Genomic DNA, 23,897 nt, shown 5'->3' with positions numbered 1-23,897 from the left:
CGCTTTCGCGAGCAAGCTCGCTCCCACAGTTGATCTGTGTGGTTCTCGGGATCTGGGTTCATAACAACAATAAAAACGCTGCATCAGAGGCTGACCTGCCATGGCCGCACCTGCCCCGCCGCTGTCCCACGACGCGATCGTCCAGACGTCCTGGCAACGTTGCCGTGCCTTCGGTCTCGACCACCACAGCACCCCGGCCTTCGATCAACTGCCCGCCGCCGGCATCGCGCAGTTGCTCGACAGTCACCATGCGCTGGTGCAGACCACCCATCAGGAAGTCCTGCCCTATTACGAAAACATCCTCAGCAATTCCAATTGCCTGATCATGCTCGCCGACAATCAGGGCCAGGTGCTGACGTCGTGGGGCACGCAACGCTTTATCGAACCGAATCTGGCGCGGGGGTTCCGGGCCGGCGCGAGCTGGAGGGAACGCTCAAGCGGCACCAACGCGATCGGCACCGCGCTGGCCTGCGAACAGGCGGTGCATATCGAGCACGACGAGCACTTCCTCAAGGCCAACCGTTTCATGACCGGTTCCGCCGCACCGATTTTCGACGCCGAGCGCAAAGTCATCGCGGTGCTCGACGTGTCCAGCGACAGCTACCTGCCGCCGTCGCACACCCTGGGCATGGTCAAGATGATGAGCCAGACCGTGGAAAACCGGCTGATTCTCAACCTGTTCCACGGCCAGCATTTTCAACTGACCTTCAACACCGGGTTGAACAACCTCGACAGTCAGTGGGCGGGGTTGTTGATCTTCGATGAGAGCGGTCAGGTGCTGTCGGCCAATCGGCGCGCGGACAACCTGCTCGGTGTGCGCCTGTCGCGGGTCAGCGTCGAAAGCCTGTTCAAGGTGTCGCTGCTGGAGTTGCTCAATCAGCCGGAGGGCTTGCCGTTTGCCTTGCAGACGTCCGGGCGTAACCGTTTTCAGTGTTTGTTGAAGCGGCCGCAACAGGCGCCGCTCCAGCCGCGGGTGTTTGCCGAGCCGAAACGTGCGGAACCACCGGTTAGAACGTCGAACGCGATCAGCCTCAATACCTTGCACTTCGGCGACAGTCGCGTGGAAAAAGCCGTGCGTCAGGCTGAGCGTTTGCTGGAAAAGGATATTCCGCTGCTGATTCACGGCGAGACCGGCGTCGGCAAGGAAGTCTTCGTCAAAGCCCTGCATCAGGCCAGCTCCCGTAGCAAACAGGCGTTCATTGCCGTCAACTGCGCGGCGATCCCCGCCGAACTGGTCGAGTCCGAACTGTTCGGCTACGAGAAAGGCGCGTTCACCGGCGCCAACCAGAAAGGCAGCATCGGCCTGATTCGCAAGGCTGACAGAGGCACTCTGTTTCTCGACGAGATTGGCGATATGCCGTTGCCGACCCAAGCGCGGTTGCTGCGCGTGTTGCAAGAACGTTGCGTGCAACCGGTGGGCAGTAGCGAGCTGTTCCCGGTGGACTTGCGGATCATTTCAGCGACGAACCGCTCTTTACGTGAACAAGTGCAATTGGGCCGGTTTCGTGAGGATTTGTATTACCGCATTGGTGGCCTGACCCTGGAACTGCCGCCGCTGCGGGAGCGCAGTGATAAAGAGGCGTTGTTCAAGCGGTTGTGGGAGCAGCATCGTGAACCGACGCAGTGGGCGGGGTTGAGCCAGGAGGTGCTGGAGCTGTTCAGCCGACATCCTTGGCCGGGGAATTTACGGCAAGTCAGCAGCGTGATGCAGGTGGCGTTGGCGATGGCTGAGGAGCAACCGGTGAGGCCTGAGCATTTACCGGATGATTTTTTTGTGGATCTGGAGATGGAGCCGGTGGAGAGTGCGGCGCCGTTGGAGCTGGATTTGAATAATGTTGAGGCACTGAACCGGGAGCTGAAGGCTTCCGGAGGGAATATTTCACATCTGGCGCGGCGGTTGGGGGTGAGTCGGAATACGCTTTACAAGCGGCTGCGCCAGATTGAGGGTTGAGTGAACCCCGTTCCCCTCATCGGAACGCCGCCCGCCCAGCCCTCTCCCCCAGGAGAGGGAGCTGACCGAGGTGTCTGGCGCTGAACATCGACCTGAAACATCGTGGCGATTATGGATTCGGTACCGCACGTTCAGGTCGGCGTATCTATTGAGCACCCCCCATTCAGTCCCCTCTCCTGGGGGAGAGGGTTAGGGTGAGGGCGAAAATTCCGGCTCAACATGCGCAACCGAAGCCGCCTCCAATGTCCGCAACCCCACCAGCACAACCACCACCATCATCAACCCTGCACCAATCGCCACGCCGAACCCTGCCCGCGCGCCCCACGCATCAATCACCAGCCCCGCCAGCATGCCGCCTAGCGCAACGCCAATGCTGATACCCGTGGTCATCCACGTCAGCCCTTCGGTGATCCGCGACGGAGGAATAATGATCGTCCCCAGCTTCATCACCACGACCATCGTCGGAGCAAACGAGATGCCCGCGATAAACAGCGCCGCTGTCAGCACATAAACATCCGTTGCAAAAACAGGCAGCACACCGGTGAACGCCGTCACCAATATCCCGACCAGAAACTGTTTTTCAATCGCCAGGGAAACCCGCAATGCACCAAACGTCAGGCCCGCCACCAATGAGCCAAACGCATAGGCAGCAAGGATGAAGGTCGCCGACGCTGGCCAGCCCTGCGCATTGGCGAAGGCGACGACCGCGACATCGATTGCGCCACCAATGACGCCCATCGCCAACAGCGCCAGAACAATGGTGCAAACGCCGGGAATCAGCAGGGTTGAGCCGCCATGGCTGGCGTGGCCCACGACAACTTTAGGTTCAGTCTGGCGTTGCAGCAGAAACGCGGTCACCCCAATAGCCAACAACCCGACCGCAACCAGCGGCCCGGCCTCGGCGAAAAAACTCACGCTCAGACCGATCGCCAGTGGCGGGCCGACGATATAGGCCAGCTCGGTGAGGACGGTGTCCAGCGAGAACGCTGTGTGCAATTGCGGCTTGCCCCGGAACAACTGCGTCCATCTGGCGCGGATCATCGACGGCATGCTCGGCATCGTCCCCGCCAGCGCCGCTAGAACAAACAGCAGTGCGGCCGGTGCCCGCATGTAAACCACGATGATCAGTGCCAGCAACATGGCAATGCTGAACGCCGTGACGACGGGTAGCACGCGGCTCTGGCCACGCTGATCAACCAATCTCGAGATGTGCGGGCCGAGCAACGCATTGGCCAGGGTGAAAGTCCCGGCGACGGCACCGGCCAGCCAGTACACGCCGGTTTGCTGCACCAGCATGGTGATGATGCCGATGCCGATCATTGCCTGTGGCAAGCGGGCGATGGAACTCGCGAGCACTAACCCGGTGGCGCCTGGGGTCGTTAGCAGTTCGCGATAGTGATTGGCCATGGTGTTTCCCTTACATGATCGTCGCTGCTCAGCATCCGGCTGAACGCGTTGCCGACATCAAGACCTACGCGAACGTCAAAAGCAACCCTCACCCCAGCCCTCTCCCGGAGGGAGAGGGAGCCGACCGAGGTGTCTGGCGTTGTACATCGACCTGAAAAAACCAGTCGATTATGGATTCAAAGCAGCACGTTCAAGTCGGCGTATTTCCTGAACATCCCCCATTCGGTCCCCTCTCCCTCCGGGAGAGGGAGCCGACCGAGGTGTCTGGCGTTGCACATCGACCTGAAAAAACCAGTCGATTATGGATTCAAAGCAGCACGTTCAAGTCGGCGTATTTCCTGAACATCCCCCAATCGGTCCCCTCTCCCTCCGGGCGGTCCGACGTTTCGGGAGGGTTAGGGTGAGGGGGCTTTTCTTGCGCCCAAACAAAAACCCGCACAAGGCGGGTTTTGTTTTGAAGCTAAACACAGCTATCAGTCAGCCAGACGCCAGGTAGTCCCACCCTTCCCGTCTTCCAACACAACGCCCATCGCCGTCAGCTGATCACGGATACGATCGGACTCAGCCCAATCCTTCCCCGCCCGCGCCGCCAGACGTGCAGCAATCAGTGCATCAACCTCAGCCGCATCGACACGCCCTTCAGCGCCCGCCTGCAGGAAGTCATCCGCCTCCAACTGCAACACACCCAACACGCTCGCCAGCTCTTTCAGACGTGCCGCCAGACCGGCCGCTGCGTCGAGATCGCTCTCACGCAGGCGGTTGATCTCGCGCACCATCTCGAACAGCACCGCGCAGGCTTCCGGCGTACCGAAGTCGTCGTTCATCACCGTGGTGAAACGCTCGACGAACGCTTCGCCGCCGGCCGGGGCAACGCTCGGCAGGCCTTTCAACGCGTGGTAGAAACGCTCGAGTGCGCCCTTGGCGTCCTTGAGGTTGTCTTCCGAGTAGTTGATCGCGCTGCGGTAGTGGCTCGACACCAGCAGGTAACGCACGACTTCCGGGTGGTACTTGTCGAGCACGTCGCGAATGGTGAAGAAGTTGTTCAAGGACTTGGACATCTTCTCGCCATTGATGCGGATCATGCCGCAATGCATCCACGCGTTGGCGTAGGTCTTGCCGGTGGCTGCTTCGCTCTGGGCGATTTCGTTTTCATGGTGCGGGAACTCGAGGTCGCTGCCGCCGCCATGAATGTCGAAGGTCTCGCCGAGGCAGCAGGTGGACATCACCGAGCACTCGATGTGCCAGCCCGGACGCCCGGCGCCCCATGGCGATTCCCAGCTCGGCTCGCCCGGTTTGGCGGCTTTCCACAGCACGAAGTCCAGCGGATCTTCTTTCGACTCGTCGACTTCGATGCGCGCACCGATGCGCAGGTCTTCGATCTTCTTGCGCGACAGCTTGCCGTAGCCCATGAACTTGGCGACGCGGTAGTACACGTCGCCATTGCCCGGGGCGTAGGCGTAACCCTTGTCGATCAAGGTCTGGATCATCGCGTGCATGCCCGGAATGTGATCCGTGGCACGCGGCTCCATGTCCGGCTTCTTGATGTTCAGACGCGCTTCGTCTTCGTGCATCGCGGCGATCATGCGCTCGGTCAACGCGTCGAACGATTCACCGTTCTCGCGGGCACGATTGATGATCTTGTCGTCGATGTCGGTGATGTTGCGCACGTAGGTCAGATCGTAGCCGCTGAAACGCAACCAGCGGGTCACCAGGTCGAACGCGACCATGCTGCGGCCGTGGCCGAGGTGGCAGTAGTCGTACACGGTCATGCCGCACACGTACATGCGCACCTTGTTGCCATCCAGCGGTTTGAAGACTTCTTTGCTCTTGGTGAGCGTGTTGTAGATCGTTAGCACGTTAAATCCCTTGAATCACTGGCCCCACGAATCACGCAGAGTCACGGTACGGTTGAATACCGGCTGACCGGGTTTCGAGTCCTTGATATCCGCGACGAAGTAGCCTTCGCGCTCGAACTGGAAACGGTCTTCCGGCTGTGCGTCGCCAAGCGATGGCTCAGCACGACAACCGGTCAGCACTTGCAGTGAGTCAGGGTTGATGTTGTCGAGGAAACTCGCGCTGTCCTCGGCCTTCTCCGGGTTCGGCGAACGGAACAGGCGATCATACAAACGCACTTCGCACTCAATGCTGGCAGCCGCCGGCACCCAGTGGATCACGCCTTTGACCTTGCGGCCTTCCGGGTTCTTGCCCAGGGTGTCCGGATCGTAGGAGCAGCGCAGTTCGACGATGTTGCCGTCGGCATCCTTGATCGCTTCGTCGGCACGGATCACATAGCTGCCGCGCAGACGCACTTCGCCGTTCGGCTCCAGGCGCTTGTAGCCCTTTGGCGGTTCTTCCATGAAGTCATCGCGGTCGATGTAGATTTCACGGGCGAACGGCAGCTTGCGCACGCCGAGTTCTTCCTTCTGCGGATGACGCGGCAGTTCGAGGTTCTCGACCTGGTCTTGCGGGTAGTTGGTAATCACGACTTTCAACGGACGCAGCACGCACATGGCGCGCGGAGCGTTCGCGTCCAGGTCCTGACGGATGCTGAACTCGAGCATGCCGAAGTCGACTACGCCATCGGAACGGTTGGTGCCGATCATGTCGCAGAAGTTGCGGATCGAAGCCGGGGTGTAGCCACGGCGGCGGAAGCCCGACAGCGTGGACATGCGCGGATCGTCCCAACCATTGACGTGCTTTTCATCGACCAGTTGCTTGAGCTTGCGCTTGCTGGTGATGGTGTAGTTGAGGTTCAGACGGCTGAACTCGTACTGACGCGGGTGCGCCGGCACTGGCAGTGCGTCGAGGAACCACTCGTACAGCGGACGATGGCTTTCGAACTCCAGGGTGCAGATCGAATGGGTGATGCCTTCGATGGCGTCCGACTGACCGTGGGTGAAGTCGTAGTTCGGGTAGATGCACCACTTGTCACCGGTCTGGTGGTGATGGGCGTGGCGGATGCGGTACATGATCGGGTCGCGCAGGTTCATGTTCGGCGAGGCCATGTCGATCTTCGCGCGCAGCACACGGGCGCCGTCCGGGAACTCACCGGCACGCATGCGGGCGAACAGGTCCAGGTTCTCTTCAACCGAACGGTCGCGGAACGGGCTGTTCTTGCCCGGCTCGGTCAGCGTGCCACGGTATTCCTTGGCCTGCTCAGGGGTCAGGTCGTCGACGTAGGCCTTGCCGGCCTTGATCAGCTCCACGGCCCAGTCGTGCAACTGGTCGAAATACTGCGAGGCGTAGCGCACTTCGCCGGACCACTCGAAGCCCAGCCATTTGACGTCGCTTTCGATCGCGTCGATGTATTCCTGGTCTTCCTTGGCCGGGTTGGTGTCGTCGAAACGCAGGTGCGTGACGCCGCCGAACTCCTGGGCCAGGCCGAAGTTCACGCAGATCGACTTGGCGTGACCAATGTGCAGGTAGCCGTTGGGCTCAGGCGGGAAACGGGTGACGATCTGGGTGTGCTTGCCCGAGTCCAGGTCTGCCTGGATGATCGGCCGCAGGAAATTGACCGGCACGGCAGGGCCGGACTTGGCATTCGAGGTAGGGTCGACAGTGGGCTTGCTCATAGGATCCTTGACTTACATGTGCGCGGCCGCAAAGGGGGCCAGACAAAACAAAGCCGCTATCATAGCCGATGCTGTCAAGGGCCTGACAGAGCACGGCCTATAAAGGAGCGCATTTAATCGCCGGGAATTGAAAAACAGCCTCGAAATTCGCGCCTGTCACGCTAAACTGCGCACCTTGGCCGAAGCAGGCTGAACCGGTTTCGGGACTCAGTGTCCGAAAACCACGAATTCCTTATAAAGAGTAGCAATCATGACTCAAGTCAAACTGACCACCAACTACGGCGACATCGTCATCGAACTGGACGCGGAAAAAGCGCCAATCACCGCTGCCAACTTCCTCGAATATGTGAAGGCCGGTCACTACGAAAACGTGGTTTTCCACCGCGTCATCAAGGGCTTCATGATCCAGGGCGGCGGTTTCGAGCCTGGCATGCAGGAAAAGAAAGACAAGCGCCCAAGCATCCAGAACGAAGCCGACAACGGCCTGAAGAACGAGAAGTACACCCTGGCGATGGCCCGCACCATGGACCCGCATTCGGCCTCGGCACAGTTCTTCATCAACGCCACCAACAACAGCTTCCTCAACCACACCGCCAAGACCGCTCAGGGCTGGGGTTATGCCGTGTTCGGTAAAGTGGTTGCCGGTACCGACGTGGTCGACAAGATCGAAGGCGTTGCCACCACTTCCAAGGCCGGTCACCAGGACGTGCCGAAAGACGACGTGATCATCGAGAAAGCCGAGATCATCGAAGCGTGATATTGCTGATTTCAGACTTGCATCTGGAAGAGGAGCGCCCGGACATTACCCGGGCGTTTCTGGATTTGCTCGCCGGACGCGCCCGCTCGGCGAGTGCGTTGTACATCCTCGGCGACTTCTTCGAGGCGTGGATTGGCGACGACGCCATGACGCCCTTTCAGCGTTCCATCTGCCAGGCCCTGCGCCAATTGAGCGACAGCGGCACGGCGATCTTTCTGATGCACGGCAATCGCGACTTCCTGCTCGGCAAGGCCTTCTGCAAAGAAGCCGGCTGCACGCTATTGAAGGACCCGAGTGTCGTGCAGTTCTATGGCGAGCCGGTGCTGTTGATGCACGGCGACAGCCTCTGCACCCGCGACGAAGCCTATATGAAGCTGCGTCGCTACCTGCGCAACCCGATCACCCTGTTCATCCTGCGCCATCTGCCGCTGAGCACCCGCCATAAACTGGCGCGCAAACTACGCAGCGAAAGCCGTGCGCAGACGCGGATGAAGGCCAACGACATTGTCGACGTCACGCCGCAAGAGATTCCACGGATCATGCAGCAATACGGGGTGAAAACCCTGATTCACGGCCACACCCACCGCCCGGCGATCCACAAACTGCAGCTCGGCGAGCAGGCGGCCAAGCGGATTGTGCTGGGGGATTGGGATCGTCAGGGATGGGCGTTGCAGGTCGATGAGAGCGGCTACGCCTTGGCGCCGTTCGACTTCGCCCCGCCGCTGGCTTTGCCGCACGGCTGAAGAGCTTTACCCCCTCACCCCAGCCCTCTCCCCCAAGGGGGCGAGGGGGAAAGGGAGCCGTTCTTCATGCTGATCAACACCTGAGTTCGACTCGGTATTGCAAGTCGGCGTACCTCAAACAATCAACTCGGTCAGTCCCCTCTCCCCTAGTGAGCGAGGGGGAAAGGGAGCCGATCTCTATGCTTTTCAAAACCTGAGTTCGACTCGGTATCGCAAGTCGGCGTACCTCAAACAATCAACTCGGTCAGTCCCCTCTCCCCTAGTGAGCGAGGGGGAAAGGGAGCCGATCTCTGTGCTTTTCAAAACCTGAGTTCGACTCGGTATTGCAAGTCGGCGTACCTCGAACAATCAACTCGGTCAGTCCCCTCTCCCCTAGTGAGCGAGGGGGAAAGGGAGACGATCTCTGTGCTTTTCAAAACCTGAGTTCGGCTCGGTATTGCAAGTCGGCGTACCTCGAACATGCACCACGGTCAGTCCCCTCTCCCTCTGGGAGAGGGTTAGGGTGAGGGGCTTTTGACCTTAGTGCCCGGAAGCCGCCGGCCCTGCCTTCGCGGCAAACGGCGGTTTCGCCAGCCACACAATCAGAATCAGCCCCATGAACCCCCAGCCCAACAGCGTGAAGTAATCCACGGTGGAGAGCATGTACGCCTGGCTGGAGAGGATCTGGTCCATCTGCGCGTACGCCGATTGGCTCGCGCCGCCCAGGTGATTCAAGGTCTCCCGGGTTGCCGGTTCGAAAGTGCTGATGCTTTCACTCATGTACGCATGGTGCTGATTGGCGCGGCGAATCCAGATCCACGTAGTCAACGATGCCGCGAAGCTGCCACCGAGGGTCCGCAGGAAGGTCGCCAGGCCGGCACCATCGGCAATCTGGCTCGGCGGCAGGTCGGACATCAGGATGCTCAGGGTCGGCATGAAGAACAGCGCCACGCCGATGCCCATGAACAGCTGCACGAGTGCGATGTGTTGGAAGTCCACTTCATTGGTGAACCCCGCCCGCATGAAGCAACTCAAGCCAATCGCCAGAAACGCCAGCCCGGCCAGCAGACGCAGGTCGAACTTGTGCGCGTACTTGCCGACAAATGGCGACAGCAACACCGGCAGGATGCCGATCGGCGCCACGGCCAGACCGGCCCAGGTTGCGGTGTACCCCATCTGGGTTTGCAGCCACTGCGGCAGGATCAGGTTGATGCCGAAGAACCCGGCGTAACCCAGCACCAGCACCAGCGTGCCGATGCGGAAGTTGCGGTAAGCGAACAGGCGCAGGTTGACCACTGGATGCTGGTCGGTCATTTCCCAGATGACGAACACCGCCAGCGCGATCACCGAAATCGCCGCACCGATGATGATGAAGTTCGACTCGAACCAGTCCAGATCATTGCCCTTGTCGAGGATCACCTGCAACGCACCGACGCCAATGATCAGACTGATCAGCCCGACGTAGTCCATCGGCTGGCGACTGGTTTCCACCGGACGTTTGGCCAGTTGCGAGCGCACCACCATCACCGCAAAGATGCCGATCGGTACGTTGATAAAGAAGATCCACGGCCAGCTGTAGCTGTCAGTAATCCAGCCACCGAGAATGGGACCGGCAATCGGCGCGACCACCGTAACCATCGCCAGCAACGCCAGGGCCATGCCGCGCCTCGCGGGCGGATACACGGCAATCAACAACGTCTGCGTCATCGGGTACAGCGGTCCGGCCACCAGGCCTTGCAACACGCGAAAACCGATCAGTTCCGGCATCGACGTCGAGATACCGCAGAGAAACGAGGCCAGCACAAACAGGATGGTGGCCCACAAAAACAGCTTCACCTCGCCGAAACGACGGCTGAGCCAACCGGTCAGCGGCAGCGCAATCGCGTTGCTCACGGCGAACGAGGTGATCACCCACGTGCCCTGCTCCGAACTGACCCCGAGGTTGCCGGAAATCGTCGGCAGCGCCACGTTGGCAATGGTGGTGTCGAGCACTTGCATGAACGTCGCCAGCGACAGGCCGATGGTGCTGAGCAACAGGCTGGGCGGCGTGAAAGAGGCGTTATTGCTCATCGCGAATCCTATGAAACCAAGTTGACGCTGCGTCTGTTACAGACACAGCAGCCCTTGTGGGAAAAAATCAATGTTGCAAGGAAACACTGTGGCGAGGGGATTTATCCCCGATAGGCCGCGAAGCGGCCCCTCCTTTGATTCAGAAAAGCCGGGCCTGCTGCGCAGTCCATCGGGGATAAATCCCCTCACCACAGTAAATCTCATCACCTTGAGAACCTGTTCCCACAGGGGAAAGATTCAGCGTTGCGCGGTTTTGCTCAGCGCAGCGCTGTTGTCGTGGATCAGCTGCGCAATCATCGCGTCGGCTTCAGCCAGTTGGCGGTCGTAAACGTTGGTGCTGAACGAGGCTTTTTGCGGCGGTTGCTGCGCCAGGACCGGGCCGCTCTGGTCGTGCAGGTTGACTTCAACGTTGGTCGACAGGCCGACGCGCAGCGGATGTTTGGCCAGTTCTTCGGCATTGATGTGAATGCGCACCGGCACACGCTGCACGATCTTGATCCAGTTACCCGTGGCGTTCTGCGCCGGCAGCAAGGCAAACGCGCTGCCGGTACCGGCGCCGAGGCTGTCGACGGTGCCGCTGAATTTCACGTCACTGCCGTAGATGTCAGATTCGATATCCACTGGCTGACCGATGCGCATGTCCCGCAATTGGGTTTCTTTGAAGTTGGCGTCGATCCACAGTTGATCCAGTGGAATCACCGCCATCAGCGCGGTGCCCGGCTGGACCCGTTGACCGAGTTGCACGGTGCGCTTGGCGACGTAACCGGTGACTGGCGCGATCAAGGTGCTGCGGGCGTTGGTCAGGTAGGCCTGACGCAGGTCGGCAGCGGCCGCCATCACATCCGGGTGCGACGACACCACGGTGTCATCGACCAGCGCGCTGGTGGTTTTCAATTGCTGTTTGGCGTTGGCCAAGGCGTTTTGCGCCGAGGTCAGGTCGTCGCGGGCGTGGGACAGTTCTTCCTGGGAAATCGCGCCGCCAGCGGCGAGGTTTTTCCGGCGGTTGTAGTTGTCCTGGGCCTTCTGCACTTCAGCCTGTTGCGCGTTGACCTGGGCTTTCATGCCGTCAACGTTGCTGTACAGGCCGCGCACCTGACGCACGGTACGCGCCAGTTTTGCCTGGGCACTTTGCAGGCCGACTTCGGCGTCGTTGGGGTCGAAGTTGATCAGCACCTGGCCTTCGTGAACCAGATCACCGTCATCCGCGCCAATGCTGACCACGGTGCCGGTGACCAACGGGGTGATCTCCACCACGTTGCCGTTGACGTAGGCGTCGTCGGTGCTTTCGTTAAAGCGCCCGATGAATTCGTGATACGCCCAGACGCCGGCACAGGCGAGGACGACGACAGCGGTCAGCACCAGCAGCATCACTTTGCGTTTGCGCGGATTGCCGGTGTCGGGAGTGGAGCCTTGAGCTTGAGTGTTTTCGGCAGTGGCCATGACAAATACCTTGAATTAGTTGTGCGGCGTGGCTGGGGTGGCGTTGGCTGCGGTCAGGGTTTCACCCTGGAAGCCGCCGCCCAGCGCTTGCATCAATTGAATCGACAGGTCGATCTGCTCGGCATTGAGGTTGGCCAGTTGACGCTGGGCCTGCAGCAATTGCTGCTCGATGCTGAGCACGTCCAGGTAGTTGCCGATGCCGGAACCGTAACGCTGGACGACGGTGTTGTAAGAATCCTGAGCAATGTCGGTGGCGTGTTGCTGCGCGCCGATCTGCCGGCCGATATCACGCAGCTGGTTGATCGTGTCACTGACATCGCCCAGGGCTTTCACCAGGCTTTTGTTGTACTGCGCCACCGCCAGATCGTAATCGGCGTCGCGCGCATCGAGGTTGGCGCGCAGGCGCCCGCCGTCGAAGATCGGCACCGAAATGGTCGGGGCAATGTTGAAGAAACGACTGGCCGAGCCGAACATCGCGTCACCCAACAGGGATTCGGCACCGGCCGAGGCCGTGAGGTTCAGGTTGGGATAGAAGCGGGTTTTCGCCGAGTCGATGTCCTTGCTCGCCGCTTCGACGCGCCAGCGCGCAGCGACCAGATCCGGGCGACGACCAAGCAATTCCGCCGGCAGCACCGACGGTACGGCCACGGCGCTGGCTTGCAGGACTTTTGGCCGGGCGATTTCGTTGCCGCGATCCGGGCCTTTGCCAAGCAGCACGGCCAACGCGATTTTCGCGCTGTTCAGGCGTTTTTCCGCGTCGATCAGACTGGCTTCGGAACTGGCTTCCAGACTCTGGGTTTGCTGGAACTGATACTGGCTGTCGATCCCGGAACTCAGGCGACGCTGGCTCAGGTCGAGCATTTGTTTGGTGCGCTTGAGGTCTTCGTTCGCCAAGTCATAAACGATGTGCGCCTGACCAAGATCGCTGTAAGCGCGGGCGACGTCGGCGGCGAGGGTCAGTTGTGCAGCCTGACGATCGACTTCAGCGGCGCGGGCCTGACCGAGTGCGGCTTCCCAGGCGTCACGCTGACCGCCCCACAGGTCGAAGTTGTAATTGAAGCCGGCGCTGACGTTGCGCACCGTCGAATAAGCCCCGCCCTGCCCCAGCGGATCCTGATCGCGAGCCAGGCGCGAACGGCTGATGCCGGCGCTGGCGTCGAGGGTCGGATAACGCTCGGCATCGGCGGCATACGCGGCGGCGCTGGCCTGATGCGCGCGGGCTTCGGCGATCTGCATGTCCGGGCTGTCGTGCAGGGCTTCGCGGATCAGGCCGTCGAGTTGCGGGTCGCCGAGGCTGGTCCACCAGTCGCTTTTCGGCCACGCGGCCGGCGACAGGGTCACGCCGCTGAGGGACTGGCTGGCATTGAGGCTTTTCGCATCAAGGCGTTTGCCCTGAGTGTCGAGGCCACTGTAGTTGGCGCAGCCGGCGAGGATCATCGCCGACAGCACCAAGGTCAGGCTGCTGCGCAAGGTTTTACCGCTCATTGTGTTCACCTAACCGCTGGATAGTGATTGGGTCACCGGCTGCCAGCAGGATTTTCTTGAGGATGTATTCCAGGGTTTTCAACTCGTCCGGAGTGACGGCGCCGGCCAGTTCATTCATCGCGTCGGCGCCGATGTATGGCAGGCGATCGGCCAGTTGCTGGCCTTGTTCGGTCAACTTGAGCTGCACCTGACGGCGATCGCCTTCGCTGCGGTGGCGAGCGAGAAAGCCTTTCTGCTCCAGACGATCGAGCATGCGTGTCATCGAACCGCTGTCTAGCGACAGGTGCCGACACAGCTCGGCCGGGGTGTCGACGCCGAACTGGGCCATGATGATCAACACCTTGAACTGCGCGGCGGTGATGCCGTGGGGTTCCATGTGGGTGTCGATGATCCGGTCCTTGAGCAACGCGGCACGGCCCAGCAACAGGCCGAGATGACAGTGTTTGAATTCGTCCGGGGTGAAATGCTTCATTTGCTCACCTAATAACTGCCTAGGCAGTGAATGTATGTCGAGATGTTACTGCCTAGGCAGCGAATGTCAACGTAATAGTTAGGGGGCTTGGTAATTAGTTGACCAGTGGGCTGGGTTTTTGTGGCGCATAGAAGAAGGCCATCGCGAGCAGGCTTCGCCTACGGGGGGAACGCATTCCACATTTAGGAGTGAGCCTGCTCGCGATGGCCGCGACACGGTGCAAAGGAAGAGATGCTTTCTAAGAATCGCCTGATGTCTACAACCAGACGGCGTGTTTAACGTACGCAATTCATTGGCCGATTACGTAAACCCTCTTCATGAAACGTTTCAAACTCCAGCGCCCGCTCCCGCTCTGTATCGCAACCACCTTGTTTGCCTGCGCCTCCAACGTGCTGGCCGGCAGCTGTGTTGCGGTCAATTCGAAGACTGAAACCCTCAACTTTGGCGCCAGTCTCGCCAGTTCCACTCTGACCATTCCTGCCGACACACCCAATGGCACCGTGGTCTATCAGGACACCGTGCAGTCAACCGGCCATATCTGGAGCTGCTCGAAGACTTCCATGTTTGGCATTCAGATGAATCCGAAACTGGGCACCGCCACCGGTAAGGACAGTATTTTTCCGCTGGGCAAGAGCGGACTGTCCTACCGCGTCTGGTTCGAAGCCCTGAGCCGTTACGAAACAGCCTTGCAAGCCATCGCCGCCAACACCAGCTATGGGTTCGGCGCGAACTCCGTGCGTCTGGAAATTATCAAGACCGGCGAGCTGACGTCGAAAGTCAACATCGACGCGGGGTATCTGGGCAGCCTGCAGGACGATGATCTGATCCTGAAGAAACTTAACCTGATGAACCCCATCGTGCTGAACGCCGCCTCCTGCCAGACCCCGTCTGTACCGGTGGCGATGGGCGACGATTACCAGCTCCACGACTTTCGCGAAGCCGGCGCCACGTCACGCAAGGTGCGCTTCGACATTGCCTTGAACCAATGCCAGACCGGGATCAAGAAAGTCACTTATTCACTCAAAGCCAACACCCCGATCCTTGATGCCACCAAAGGTGTCGTTGCGCTCAACTCCAGTTCCACCGCCAAAGGCATCGGCTTGCAAGTGATGAATGAACTCGGCCAGCCCATCGCTTTCGACACCACCTACCCGTTCAACGGCTTCACCACCACCGGGCTCAGTTTCAAAATCCCCTTTTCGGCCGCGTATTACCGTCTGGGCACAGAGAATGTCGAGGCCGGCAGTGCAAATACCGAAGTGACCTTCATCGTCAATTACCTGTGACGCTTTTAAGGATCGTCTGATTCTCCCGGCGTCCGCTCGCCCCTACTGTGCCGGGATGCGATTGAAGAACTACCTCCACCAGATCAGCCCGGTCTTGTCCACGCCCCACGCTGCGCGACGCCTGTTGCGCATTTTCGCGCTGGTGCTGCTGCTGGGCATTCTCGGCGGCGTGTACAGCTTTCTGCTGTTCACCTTCAACACTGAAATCTCTCAGCGGCGCAGCTATATGAGCAGCGCGATTGCTGAAGCGCATACCTTTTTCACCACCCGTGAAGCACTGCTCGAAAGCCTGAGCCTGTCGGCCACGCGCATGGCCAACATGGATTTGCCGGTCTCCGAAGAAGAGATCCGCCTGTTGCTCGGGCAAGCGCCGGGGCAGCAATGGAGCATCTGGCTGACCCGACGCATGCGCGATTACCTCAAGGCCCGGCAGCTCAACCTGGTCTACGTCAGCAGCGGCCCCCGGACCCAAGTGTTGCGCCTGTACAACGCGACTGCGGTGATCGGTCGTTTCCCCGAGACCATGCTCGAACAACTGCAGACCCTCAAGCACCACGACAGCGGCAACATCAAAGAACTCTGGCTGACCCATGCCGCCGACGGCCACTCGCAGCTATACATCTTCATTCGTCTAGACGCGCGCGACATCAACTCCGGCTGGCTCGGCCTGGAAATGGACGATCGCGAAGTCTCCAGCGCCCTGAGCGACCACAGTGCCGGCGAGTTCACCATGTTCAACTCGCAAGGCATGCCGCTGTTCAGCAACAGCCACAAGCCGCCGCCCGGGCAGAACCTGCCGCTGCTGCGGCAACAGGACTTCTTCGGGTTTGTCGGAGACGGGTGGCTGCCCGAGCAACTAGTGCTGCGCAAGCAACTGAAATCCTCAGACTGGCAACTCACCTACTCCATCGACTTACTCGCGGTGCTGTGGGCGCTGTGGCCGCAAATGCTCGGTGCGTTGCTGTTCTGCTTGCTGAGTATCAGCCTGGTATGCCTGCTGACCCGGCGCCTGGAGCACCGCGTGATCAACCCGGCGATTCACCGGATCCAGGCGCTGGTGGAAAGCGAGCTGTTCAGCCGCGATGTGATCCAGACCGCCCCGGTGGCGCTCTGCGTGCTGCGGCGCAGCGATGGCCAGGTAGTGCTGGAAAACACCCTCGCCCGACAATGGCTGGGCGCCTGTGGCGAGCAACTGGGCGCCGACTGGATTCGCGATGCCTTCGATGCTGCCGAGCCGTTCTTGACGGATTACTTCGAGACCGCCGACGGCCGCCACCTTTACCTGAGCTGCGCACCGACTCGTTACAAGGGTGAAGACGTGTTGTTGTGTGCGTTCAGCGACATCAGTGCGCGCCGACAAATCGAAGCCGCGCTGGAACAGGCGCGCCAATCGGCCGATGCGGCCAACGAGGCCAAGACCTTGTTCCTCGCCACCATGAGCCACGAAATCCGCACCCCGCTCTACGGCGTGCTCGGCACTCTGGAATTGCTCGCGCGTACGCAACTCGATAGCCAACAGAAAAGTTACCTGCAAGCCATCGAAGGTTCGTCCGCCACGTTGCTGCAATTGATCTGCGACGTGCTCGATGTATCGAAGATCGAGGCCGGGCAACTGGCGCTGGAACTGAGTGAATTTTGCCCCGCGACGCTGGTGCAGGAAGTGGTCCAGGGTTACGCGGCGGCGGCGCAGAGCAAAGGCCTGCAACTGTATGCCTGCCTCCACCCAAAACTGCCGGACCGGCTGATCGGCGATGCCAGCCGCGTACGGCAGATCCTCAACAACCTGCTGAGCAACGCGGTCAAGTTCACCGACTCCGGGCGCGTGGTGCTACGAGTCAGACTGCTCAGTCGCGAAGGCGAACGGGTGTGCCTGCAATGGCAAGTCTCGGACACTGGCAAAGGCATCGCCCATGAGGATCAGGCGTTCATTTTCGAACCGTTCTACCAGACCGAAGGCAACACCAACGTGGTGGCCGGCACGGGCCTGGGCCTGCCGATTTGCCAGCGTCTGACGCACTTGATGAATGGCACTCTGCGCATGGTCAGCGAGCCGGGACTGGGCAGCAGTTTTTCCCTGAGCGTGCCGCTGGAACAGCCCTCCTCCGGCGCATCCCCTGTCGCTTTGCCGACATTGGCCGCAAACAGCGTCTACGTGGTGTCGCCCATCCGCGAACTGGCCGACAGCCTCAGCGGCTGGTTGCGTCGCTGGGGAGCCCGCGCGCAAATCGGCGCACCTGACACCACGCAACCCGACGCGACGGCTGTACTACTGGAGCTGCATCCTGCGCCCTTCGGACAACCGTCAAACCCGGCATGGCACGGGCCACGCGTGCTGGCCAGCAGCGACGGTGCCCACGAACCGCAGTTCAGCCGTGACGGCTGGAAGGTCAATCTGAACGATCTCGCGGCGATCCAGCGCGCGGTTCGCCAAGCTCAGGGCGGTCCGATCGCCCCGCATCCGCAGCACCAGGAACGCCATACGTTACGGCCATTGCACCTGCACATCCTGGTGGCAGAAGACAACGTCATCAACCAGTTGATCCTGCGCGATCAACTCGAAGAACTTGGCTGCTCGGTGGCGCTGGCCAACGATGGCGAAGAAGCCTTGTCGCTCTGGCGCAACGGCGCGTTCGACATCGTCCTCACCGACGTCAACATGCCCCGGCTCAACGGCTACGAACTGGCCGAGGCGCTGCGCCGTCAGGGCTGCACCACCCCGATCATCGGCGCCACCGCCAACGCGATGCGCGGTGAAGACGCCCTGTGCCTGGCCGCCGGGATGAATCACTGCCTGGTCAAACCTTTTACGCTGCGAGCCTTGTTCGCTGTCCTGGCTCCCTACGAACGAGTAGCTCATGAAGCCCTGTAGCCTTTTAATTGTCGAAGACCATCCCTTCCAGCACCTGTATTTGCAGAGCCTGCTCAATGAGCTGGGCGTGTTCGACGTGGTCGGCGCCAGGGACGGCGAAGCGGCACTGGCCTGCCTGAAACAACGCGATTTCGACCTGGTACTCACCGACCTGCTGATGCCGGGCATGGACGGTGTGCAGTTCATTCAGGGCCTCGCCGCGCATCGTTCGCGCCCCGCGCTGGCGATCATGAGCGCCGCTTCCCGGCGTATGTTGATGGGCGCGAGCCTGGTGGCGAGCAACCTGCAAGTGAAAGTCATCGGGCTGATTTCCAAACCAGTGAGTTCGGCCGCCCTGCGCTGCCTGATCGATCAATTGCAGGCGCTGCGCCAGGCGCCACCGGCCGGGACCCGCGAAGGTATCGACCGCCAGAGTCTGTTGCAAGCGCTGGACAATGGCGAACTGCACGCCTGGTTCCAGCCCAAGAAAGCCCTGAGCAATGGCCGGATCGTCGCCGCCGAGGCTCTGGTGCGCTGGATGCATCCCGAGCATGGCACGCTGTTACCCGGGGCATTCCTGCCGGCGCTGGTCGCCTGCGGCCTTGAGGAACGCCTGCTGTGGTGTGTGTTGGAGCAGGCGATTGCCGCGCAGATCGTCTGGCGCCAGCAAGGCTATGACATTCCGGTCTCGATCAACCTGCCCACTCACTTGCTCAACAGCCATGACCTGCCCGACCGCATCCACGCGTTCGTGCTGGCTCATCAAGGCTTGCCGGCACGCATCTGTTTCGAACTGATGGAGTGCTCGGTGCCCGACGACATCAGCAATTTCTACGCCGGTGCCTGCCGCTTGCGGATCAAAGGGTTCGAGCTGTCCCAGGATGATTTCGGCAAGGGCTACAGCTCGTACATGAACCTGGTCTCGGCGCCCTTCACTGAGTTGAAGATCGACCGCACGCTGGTGCAAGGCTGCAACGCCAATGAGGAATTGGGCCAGGCACTGACCAGCATTGTCAGCCTCGGTCGCCAGCTGGGGCTGACGGTGGTGGCTGAAGGTGTCGAGACCGCGCAAGAACTTGCTCTGTTGCGTAAAATCGACTGCACTCAGGTTCAGGGTTTCCTGATCTCCCACGCCGTGTCTGCGGATCAGTTCCAGCAATTGCTGACCCATGACGGGCCGGCGAACGCGTATTGACCCGCAAGCGGGTGTTGACGAATGTCATTTGCTTTCGAGGTCACTGTGTCCAAAGGCTCTCCCTCCACTGCTGCCCAGGCTCGCTAATGCCACATCCCAATGCCTTGCTGGAAAAACTCGCCAGCAGTTCATCGCGCCTGAACAAGAGTTTGCTGGTGCTCGCCGCCCTGGTGCTGTTGTTGCTGGGCATCAGCTACGTGGGGGTAACGCGGATGATCGAAGAGCGGCGCGAAACCTTGCAGTTTCACTTTGCCCGGCTGATGGAGAATGTCCGCGAACAGGAAGTGTTCCTGCAGGATATCGCCCGGGAAAGCGCCAAGGGTGAGCGGCTGCCCTCTGCCCTATTGCCGCCCTACACACAAAAGCCTCTGCCCGATGAAGGGCCGGGCATTTTTGAGGGCCGCGGCCTGCCGTTTTCGCTGCCCTACAGCCTGAAGATCAATCCGGACAGGATCGCCCCCAGCCAATACCCGAAAATCTTTGCCCTCGGTACCCATCTGGCCGCTTACTACAGCGCGTTCTGGTCAGCCTCGCACTATCAGTCGCCAGAGGTCGTGCTGATCAATGGTCCCGACAACTTTGATGTGGCCGTACCCTCTGCCGGGCGCTTGCGCGGCAACGGACAGACGCAGATCGGCCATCTGGTCGAGGTGATGACCCAGGTGAACAAGCGCCTGCGCGGGCAGCGCTCGCCGCCGCCCGATCTTCAGGTGCACTGGGAACCCTATGTCTCTGCCGAGGATGACAAGAACACGCCAACCCTGCTGGCCTACGTGAGTATCAATCTGGCCAGCACCGCGTTAACCGTCGAGGGCGCCGATACCTGGGTGGTATTGGGCTCTCTTATGAACCTGTCGCAGGTCAATAACATCGAGCGGCTGATGCAGTGGTCGATCTACGACGACTTCACCTTGATCACTCCACGTGGCGTAGTCTTGACCGGCGCCCTGAAACCCGACGAGGTGCTGAATGAAGGGGTGAACTTCAAGCCTGACGGCCTGGTGTTCAAACTGAGCAGCCCCGGCGAGCAACACTGGACGGCAATCTACTTCATCAGTGTGCGCAGTTTTCTCGATTACGCGCTGTGGCCGTTGCTGTGCCTGTTGGCGCTGGTGATCGCCGTGCTTGGTTGCAGTCGGGCGGTCAATCGCTGGTACCAGACCCGGGTCATTCTGCCGGCGCAAAGTGCGCACGCGAGCATCGCCGAGAGCGAGGCGTTCAGCCGCGCGGTGATCGACACGGCACCAACCGGCCTGTGCGTGATCCGTCGCAGCGATCACCATGTGCTTCTGCAAAATCAGCGTGCCCAGCAGTGGCGTGACGACGGCCAGTTGATGAGCCTGCTCACCTCGCGCACCGCCCCCGGCCACGCCGACCTTGAACTCGACGGGCGCCACCTGCACGTTGCTTTCGTGCCCACCCGTTATCAGGGGCAGGACGCCTGGTTGTGTGCGCTGCATGACGTGACCCGGCATGTCGAAGACGCGGCGGCGCTGGAAGATGCACGCCAGGCCGCCGACTCGGCGAACCAGGCCAAGAGCCGCTTCCTCGCGACCATGAGCCATGAGATTCGCACCCCGCTGTATGGCGTGCTGGGCACCCTGGAACTGCTCGGCCTGACCCCGCTCACCCCGCGTCAGCAGGATTACCTGGACACCATCCAGCGTTCCTCCGCCAGCCTGTTCAAGCTGATCAGCGATGTGCTGGACGTGTCGAAAATCGAAGCCGGACAGATGACTCTCGAACTGCAGGATTTCTGCCCGCTGGAATTGACCGAAGACACCGTGCGCACCTACAGCGCCTTCGCCCTTTCCAAGGGTCTGCAACTGTATGCCTGCATCGACGCGACGCTGCCGGACCGGCTACGCGGCGACCCGATACGGATTCGCCAGATCCTCAACAACCTGCTGAGCAACGCGATCAAGTTCACCGATAACGGTCGTGTGGTGCTGCGGGTACGGGTGCTGGAAAGTGTCGACGGTCGTGCCAATGTGCAGTGGCAGGTCAGCGATTCGGGGGTGGGGATTTCCCAGGCGCAACAACAGCAATTGTTCGACCCGTTCTATCAGGTCAACGACGCCACCGAACAGGCCGGTGCCGGCCTCGGCCTGGCCATCTGCAAGTGGCTTTGCGAGTTGATGGCAGGCCAGTTGAACGTGGTCAGCGAACCGGGACTGGGCAGCAGCTTTACCCTGCAACTGGCACTGGAACACGCGCCCGGCGCATTGGCCGATTGCCCTGCGTTCAATCCCGGTATCCCCGCCGTTTATGTGCGCGCCCAGGTCACTGAGCTAGCACAGCACCTGATCGCCTGGCTCAACCGTTTCGGCCTCGATTGCCGTGCGCTGCCGGCGGATGCGCCCGGGTCATCGGCGCTGCTGGTGGAGCTGTCGCCACTGGCCAATACCACGCCGTGGCCCGGGTCACGCATCATCGCCACTGCAGGCGGCCCCAACCCGTCGCAGTTGCGCGGTGCCGAGCGGGAAGTCGATGCCGGCGATGTCCGGGCGATTGCCTGGGCGATTCATCAAACCCTGCATGGCGCCGGCAGCGCCAGTCAGCCGTTGCCGACGGAGAAGATCCGGCGCTTGAATCTGCACGTACTGGTGGCGGAAGACAACGTGATCAACTCGGCAATCATCAAAGAGCAACTGGAGGTGCTGGGCTGCACGGTAGTCGTCACCGCCAATGGCGAACAGGCGCTGGCGCAGTGGTCGCCGGGGCGCTTCGATCTGGTGCTGACCGACGTCAGCATGCCGATCATCAACGGCTACCAATTGGCCGAAGCATTGCGCCAACGGGACCAGACCGTGCCGATTATCGGCGTCACCGCCAACGCCCTGCGCGAAGAAGGCGAACGCTGCGCTGCGGTGGGCATGAACGCGTGGATGGTCAAACCGCTGAACCTTGCCACCCTGCGCGCGCACCTGGAAAAACACTGCAAGGTCGCCCTGCCGGAGGCCACCGCCGCGCCGATCCAGCTGTCGCCGAAAATGCGCGAACTGTTTGTCACCACTCTGCGCCAGGACATACACACGACCCTGACGGCACTGGACAGCGCCGATGCCAATCGCGTGGCGCAGCAGTTGCACAGCATGGCCGGCGCGCTGGGTGCGGTGCAGGTCGAAGCCATGGCCACAGCGTTTGTCGAACTGGAGTGCCGTTTGCACGGCATGGCCGTGACCCGCGCCCTGGACCTGGAAGTCCGCCAGCATCTGGCTCGATTGAAAGATCTGTTGGATAACCTTGAATAATTTCACTCTGGATAAAGCAGCCATGGAAACCCTGAACGTAGTCATTGCCGATGACCATCCCATCGTTCTGCTGGGGGTACGCGAGCTGGTTGAGCGTGACCAACGCTTTCGCGTGGTGGGCGAAGCCGTTTGCTCCAGCGAACTGATCAACCTGCTCGAAACCCGCCGGGTGGATCTGGTCATCACCGATTTCAACATGCCCGGCGACTCGACCTACGGCGATGGTCTGAAACTGGTGGACTACCTGACGCGGCACTACCCCGGCGTCCGCGTGCTGGTGCTGACGATGATTTCCAACCCATTGATCCTGACGCGCCTGCAAGAACTCGGGGTGCTGGCGATCATTCAGAAAAACCAGCTGCACAACGAAATCGAAACGGCGCTCAAAGCCATTGCCCGGGGTAATCCGGTACGCAGCAACGGACCGCCGCCGACTTCCGTGATTGTCGACAACGCTGACCTCGACGAACGCTTTACCCGACTGTCGCCCAAGGAGCACGAAATATTGCGTTTGTTTGTCTCGGGGCTGGGCGTCAGCGACATTGCCCGTGGGTTGAACAGAAGCGCCAAGACGATCAGCACTCAAAAGATATCGGCCATGCGCAAACTTGAAGTCAGCAGTGATCAGGACTTATTGGCTTATTGCATAGAACGCAACTTGTTTAACTAACAGATAATGACTTTCCAGTTAAAGACGACTTCTAGGAATCGTCTGATGTTCCAGCAAAAGTGCGCGCTATATCGTGTTGTTGTTTTAACCCCAACCATTGGAAAACAACATGAAAAAGCTGACTCGCGCACTTCTCGCCCTTTCGATCATTGCCGCCACCGGCAATGCGCTGGCAGAAGATCCACCGGCCCCAACCCCGACCAAGGCTGGTAGCGGCACCATCAACTTCACCGGCACCATCAACAACGATGCCTGCTCGGTGGAAGGCGCCGGAAGCAACAAAACCATTTCGGTCAACATGGGCGAAGTGTCGATCAAGGACATGGGCACCGCCACTGCACCTAAAGGCAACGGCACCCTGAGCGCCGAAAACTTCGACATGAAGATCAACTGCAACGCCGGCACCAAAGTGGCGATGATTTTCGAACCGACCAAGGGCGCAGGCTCGGGCATCGTTGCCGGGACCAAAGTGCTGAAGCTGATCGACGGCCTGGGCGCTGCGAAGAACATCGGTATCGCCTTGCTCGACTCCAACGGCGCATTGATCGACCTGAGCTCGCCGTCCACCGCGAAGATCGAAAACACCCTGCAAGACAGCAACACCACGCTGAAATTCTCGGCCGCCTACGTCACCACCGCCGACGTGGCAACTGCCGTTGCCGGTCGTGGCGACGCCACCCTGCCGTTCACGCTGCAATACGAATAACCCGCGCGAACACTCACGCCTGGTGCGGGGCCGGTCGGCCCTGCACCCTCATTCAATTGCGC

16 protein-coding genes are annotated in these 23,897 nt (G+C 60.6%); 9 read left to right on the top strand and 7 right to left on the bottom strand.

What is annotated here, in order from left to right:
• Positions 1-100 precede the first annotated feature (100 nt).
• A complete protein-coding gene (locus K5Y35_RS18385; RefSeq protein WP_222832550.1) occupies positions 101-1,951 on the top strand; it encodes a sigma-54-dependent Fis family transcriptional regulator in 1,851 nt (616 codons plus the stop codon).
• Between the two features lie 189 nt (positions 1,952-2,140).
• Here K5Y35_RS18385 and K5Y35_RS18380 read toward each other — a convergent pair whose 3' ends face one another.
• The 3 genes from K5Y35_RS18380 to K5Y35_RS18370 all read right to left on the bottom strand — a co-directional run bounded on the left by K5Y35_RS18380 (position 2,141) and on the right by K5Y35_RS18370 (position 6,930).
• Positions 2,141-3,358 carry an MFS transporter gene (locus K5Y35_RS18380; protein ID WP_222832549.1) on the bottom strand — a complete coding sequence of 406 codons (1,218 nt, stop codon included), beginning with the start codon at positions 3,356-3,358 and terminating at the stop codon, positions 2,141-2,143.
• 473 nt (positions 3,359-3,831) lie between these two features.
• Positions 3,832-5,214: a cysteine--tRNA ligase gene (cysS, locus tag K5Y35_RS18375; RefSeq protein ID WP_103522141.1), complete on the bottom strand. Its 1,383-nt coding sequence runs from the start codon at positions 5,212-5,214 to the stop codon at positions 3,832-3,834.
• A gap of 15 nt (positions 5,215-5,229) precedes the next feature.
• Positions 5,230-6,930 (bottom strand): glutamine--tRNA ligase/YqeY domain fusion protein, encoded by a 1,701-nt coding sequence (locus K5Y35_RS18370; RefSeq protein ID WP_123462425.1) that lies wholly within the window; start codon positions 6,928-6,930, stop codon positions 5,230-5,232.
• Between the two features lie 250 nt (positions 6,931-7,180).
• Here K5Y35_RS18370 and K5Y35_RS18365 point away from each other — a divergent pair, with 250 nt between their 5' ends.
• Both K5Y35_RS18365 and lpxH read left to right on the top strand, forming a co-directional pair.
• Positions 7,181-7,687: a peptidylprolyl isomerase gene (locus K5Y35_RS18365; protein WP_123462423.1), complete on the top strand. Its 507-nt coding sequence runs from the start codon at positions 7,181-7,183 to the stop codon at positions 7,685-7,687.
• Positions 7,684-8,430: a UDP-2,3-diacylglucosamine diphosphatase gene (gene lpxH, locus K5Y35_RS18360; RefSeq protein WP_222832548.1), complete on the top strand. Its 747-nt coding sequence runs from the start codon at positions 7,684-7,686 to the stop codon at positions 8,428-8,430. Before K5Y35_RS18365 ends, lpxH begins: the two co-directional genes overlap by 4 nt.
• Positions 8,431-8,949: 519 nt before the next feature.
• On the opposite strand, the gene K5Y35_RS18355 is transcribed toward lpxH, so the two are convergent.
• The 4 genes from K5Y35_RS18355 to K5Y35_RS18340 all read right to left on the bottom strand — a co-directional run bounded on the left by K5Y35_RS18355 (position 8,950) and on the right by K5Y35_RS18340 (position 13,876).
• Positions 8,950-10,479 carry a DHA2 family efflux MFS transporter permease subunit gene (locus K5Y35_RS18355; RefSeq protein WP_123462419.1) on the bottom strand — a complete coding sequence of 510 codons (1,530 nt, stop codon included), beginning with the start codon at positions 10,477-10,479 and terminating at the stop codon, positions 8,950-8,952.
• 237 nt (positions 10,480-10,716) lie between these two features.
• Positions 10,717-11,919 carry an efflux RND transporter periplasmic adaptor subunit gene (locus K5Y35_RS18350; RefSeq protein ID WP_123462418.1) on the bottom strand — a complete coding sequence of 401 codons (1,203 nt, stop codon included), beginning with the start codon at positions 11,917-11,919 and terminating at the stop codon, positions 10,717-10,719.
• A 15-nt stretch (positions 11,920-11,934) separates the two neighbouring features.
• Positions 11,935-13,404, bottom strand: a complete 1,470-nt coding sequence (locus tag K5Y35_RS18345; protein WP_222832547.1) for an efflux transporter outer membrane subunit — start codon at positions 13,402-13,404, stop codon at positions 11,935-11,937.
• Entirely contained in the window at positions 13,394-13,876 is a 483-nt protein-coding gene (locus tag K5Y35_RS18340; RefSeq protein WP_222832546.1) for a MarR family winged helix-turn-helix transcriptional regulator, read from the bottom strand. The genes K5Y35_RS18345 and K5Y35_RS18340 overlap by 11 nt, the downstream gene beginning before the upstream one ends.
• Before the next feature lie 317 nt (positions 13,877-14,193).
• On the opposite strand from K5Y35_RS18340, the gene K5Y35_RS18335 reads away from it, so the two are divergent.
• The 6 genes from K5Y35_RS18335 (at position 14,194) to K5Y35_RS18310 (ending at position 23,835) form a co-directional block, all read left to right on the top strand.
• On the top strand, positions 14,194-15,162 hold the full coding sequence (locus tag K5Y35_RS18335; protein ID WP_222832545.1) for a fimbrial protein: 969 nt from the start codon (positions 14,194-14,196) through the stop codon (positions 15,160-15,162).
• Positions 15,163-15,217: 55 nt separating this feature from the next.
• The gene (locus K5Y35_RS18330) at positions 15,218-18,031 is read left to right on the top strand and encodes an ATP-binding protein (RefSeq protein WP_222832544.1); all 2,814 of its coding nucleotides are present in this window, start codon (positions 15,218-15,220) and stop codon (positions 18,029-18,031) included.
• The gene (locus K5Y35_RS18325) at positions 18,018-19,205 is read left to right on the top strand and encodes an EAL domain-containing protein (RefSeq protein ID WP_222832543.1); all 1,188 of its coding nucleotides are present in this window, start codon (positions 18,018-18,020) and stop codon (positions 19,203-19,205) included. The genes K5Y35_RS18330 and K5Y35_RS18325 overlap by 14 nt, the downstream gene beginning before the upstream one ends.
• 86 nt (positions 19,206-19,291) lie before the next feature.
• On the top strand, positions 19,292-22,459 hold the full coding sequence (locus K5Y35_RS18320) for a hybrid sensor histidine kinase/response regulator (RefSeq protein ID WP_222832542.1): 3,168 nt from the start codon (positions 19,292-19,294) through the stop codon (positions 22,457-22,459).
• Positions 22,460-22,481: 22 nt separating this feature from the next.
• Complete coding sequence (locus tag K5Y35_RS18315) at positions 22,482-23,129, top strand: response regulator (protein ID WP_123462406.1); 648 nt, start codon at positions 22,482-22,484, stop codon at positions 23,127-23,129.
• A gap of 109 nt (positions 23,130-23,238) precedes the next feature.
• Positions 23,239-23,835 (top strand): fimbrial protein, encoded by a 597-nt coding sequence (locus K5Y35_RS18310; RefSeq protein ID WP_123462404.1) that lies wholly within the window; start codon positions 23,239-23,241, stop codon positions 23,833-23,835.
• Positions 23,836-23,897: the final 62 nt, after the last annotated feature.

It is taken from the genome of Pseudomonas sp. SC3(2021) (assembly GCF_019856535.1).
Lineage (GTDB): Bacteria > Pseudomonadota > Gammaproteobacteria > Pseudomonadales > Pseudomonadaceae > Aquipseudomonas > Aquipseudomonas monsensis.
This window is presented reverse-complemented; position numbering and strand designations above follow the sequence as displayed.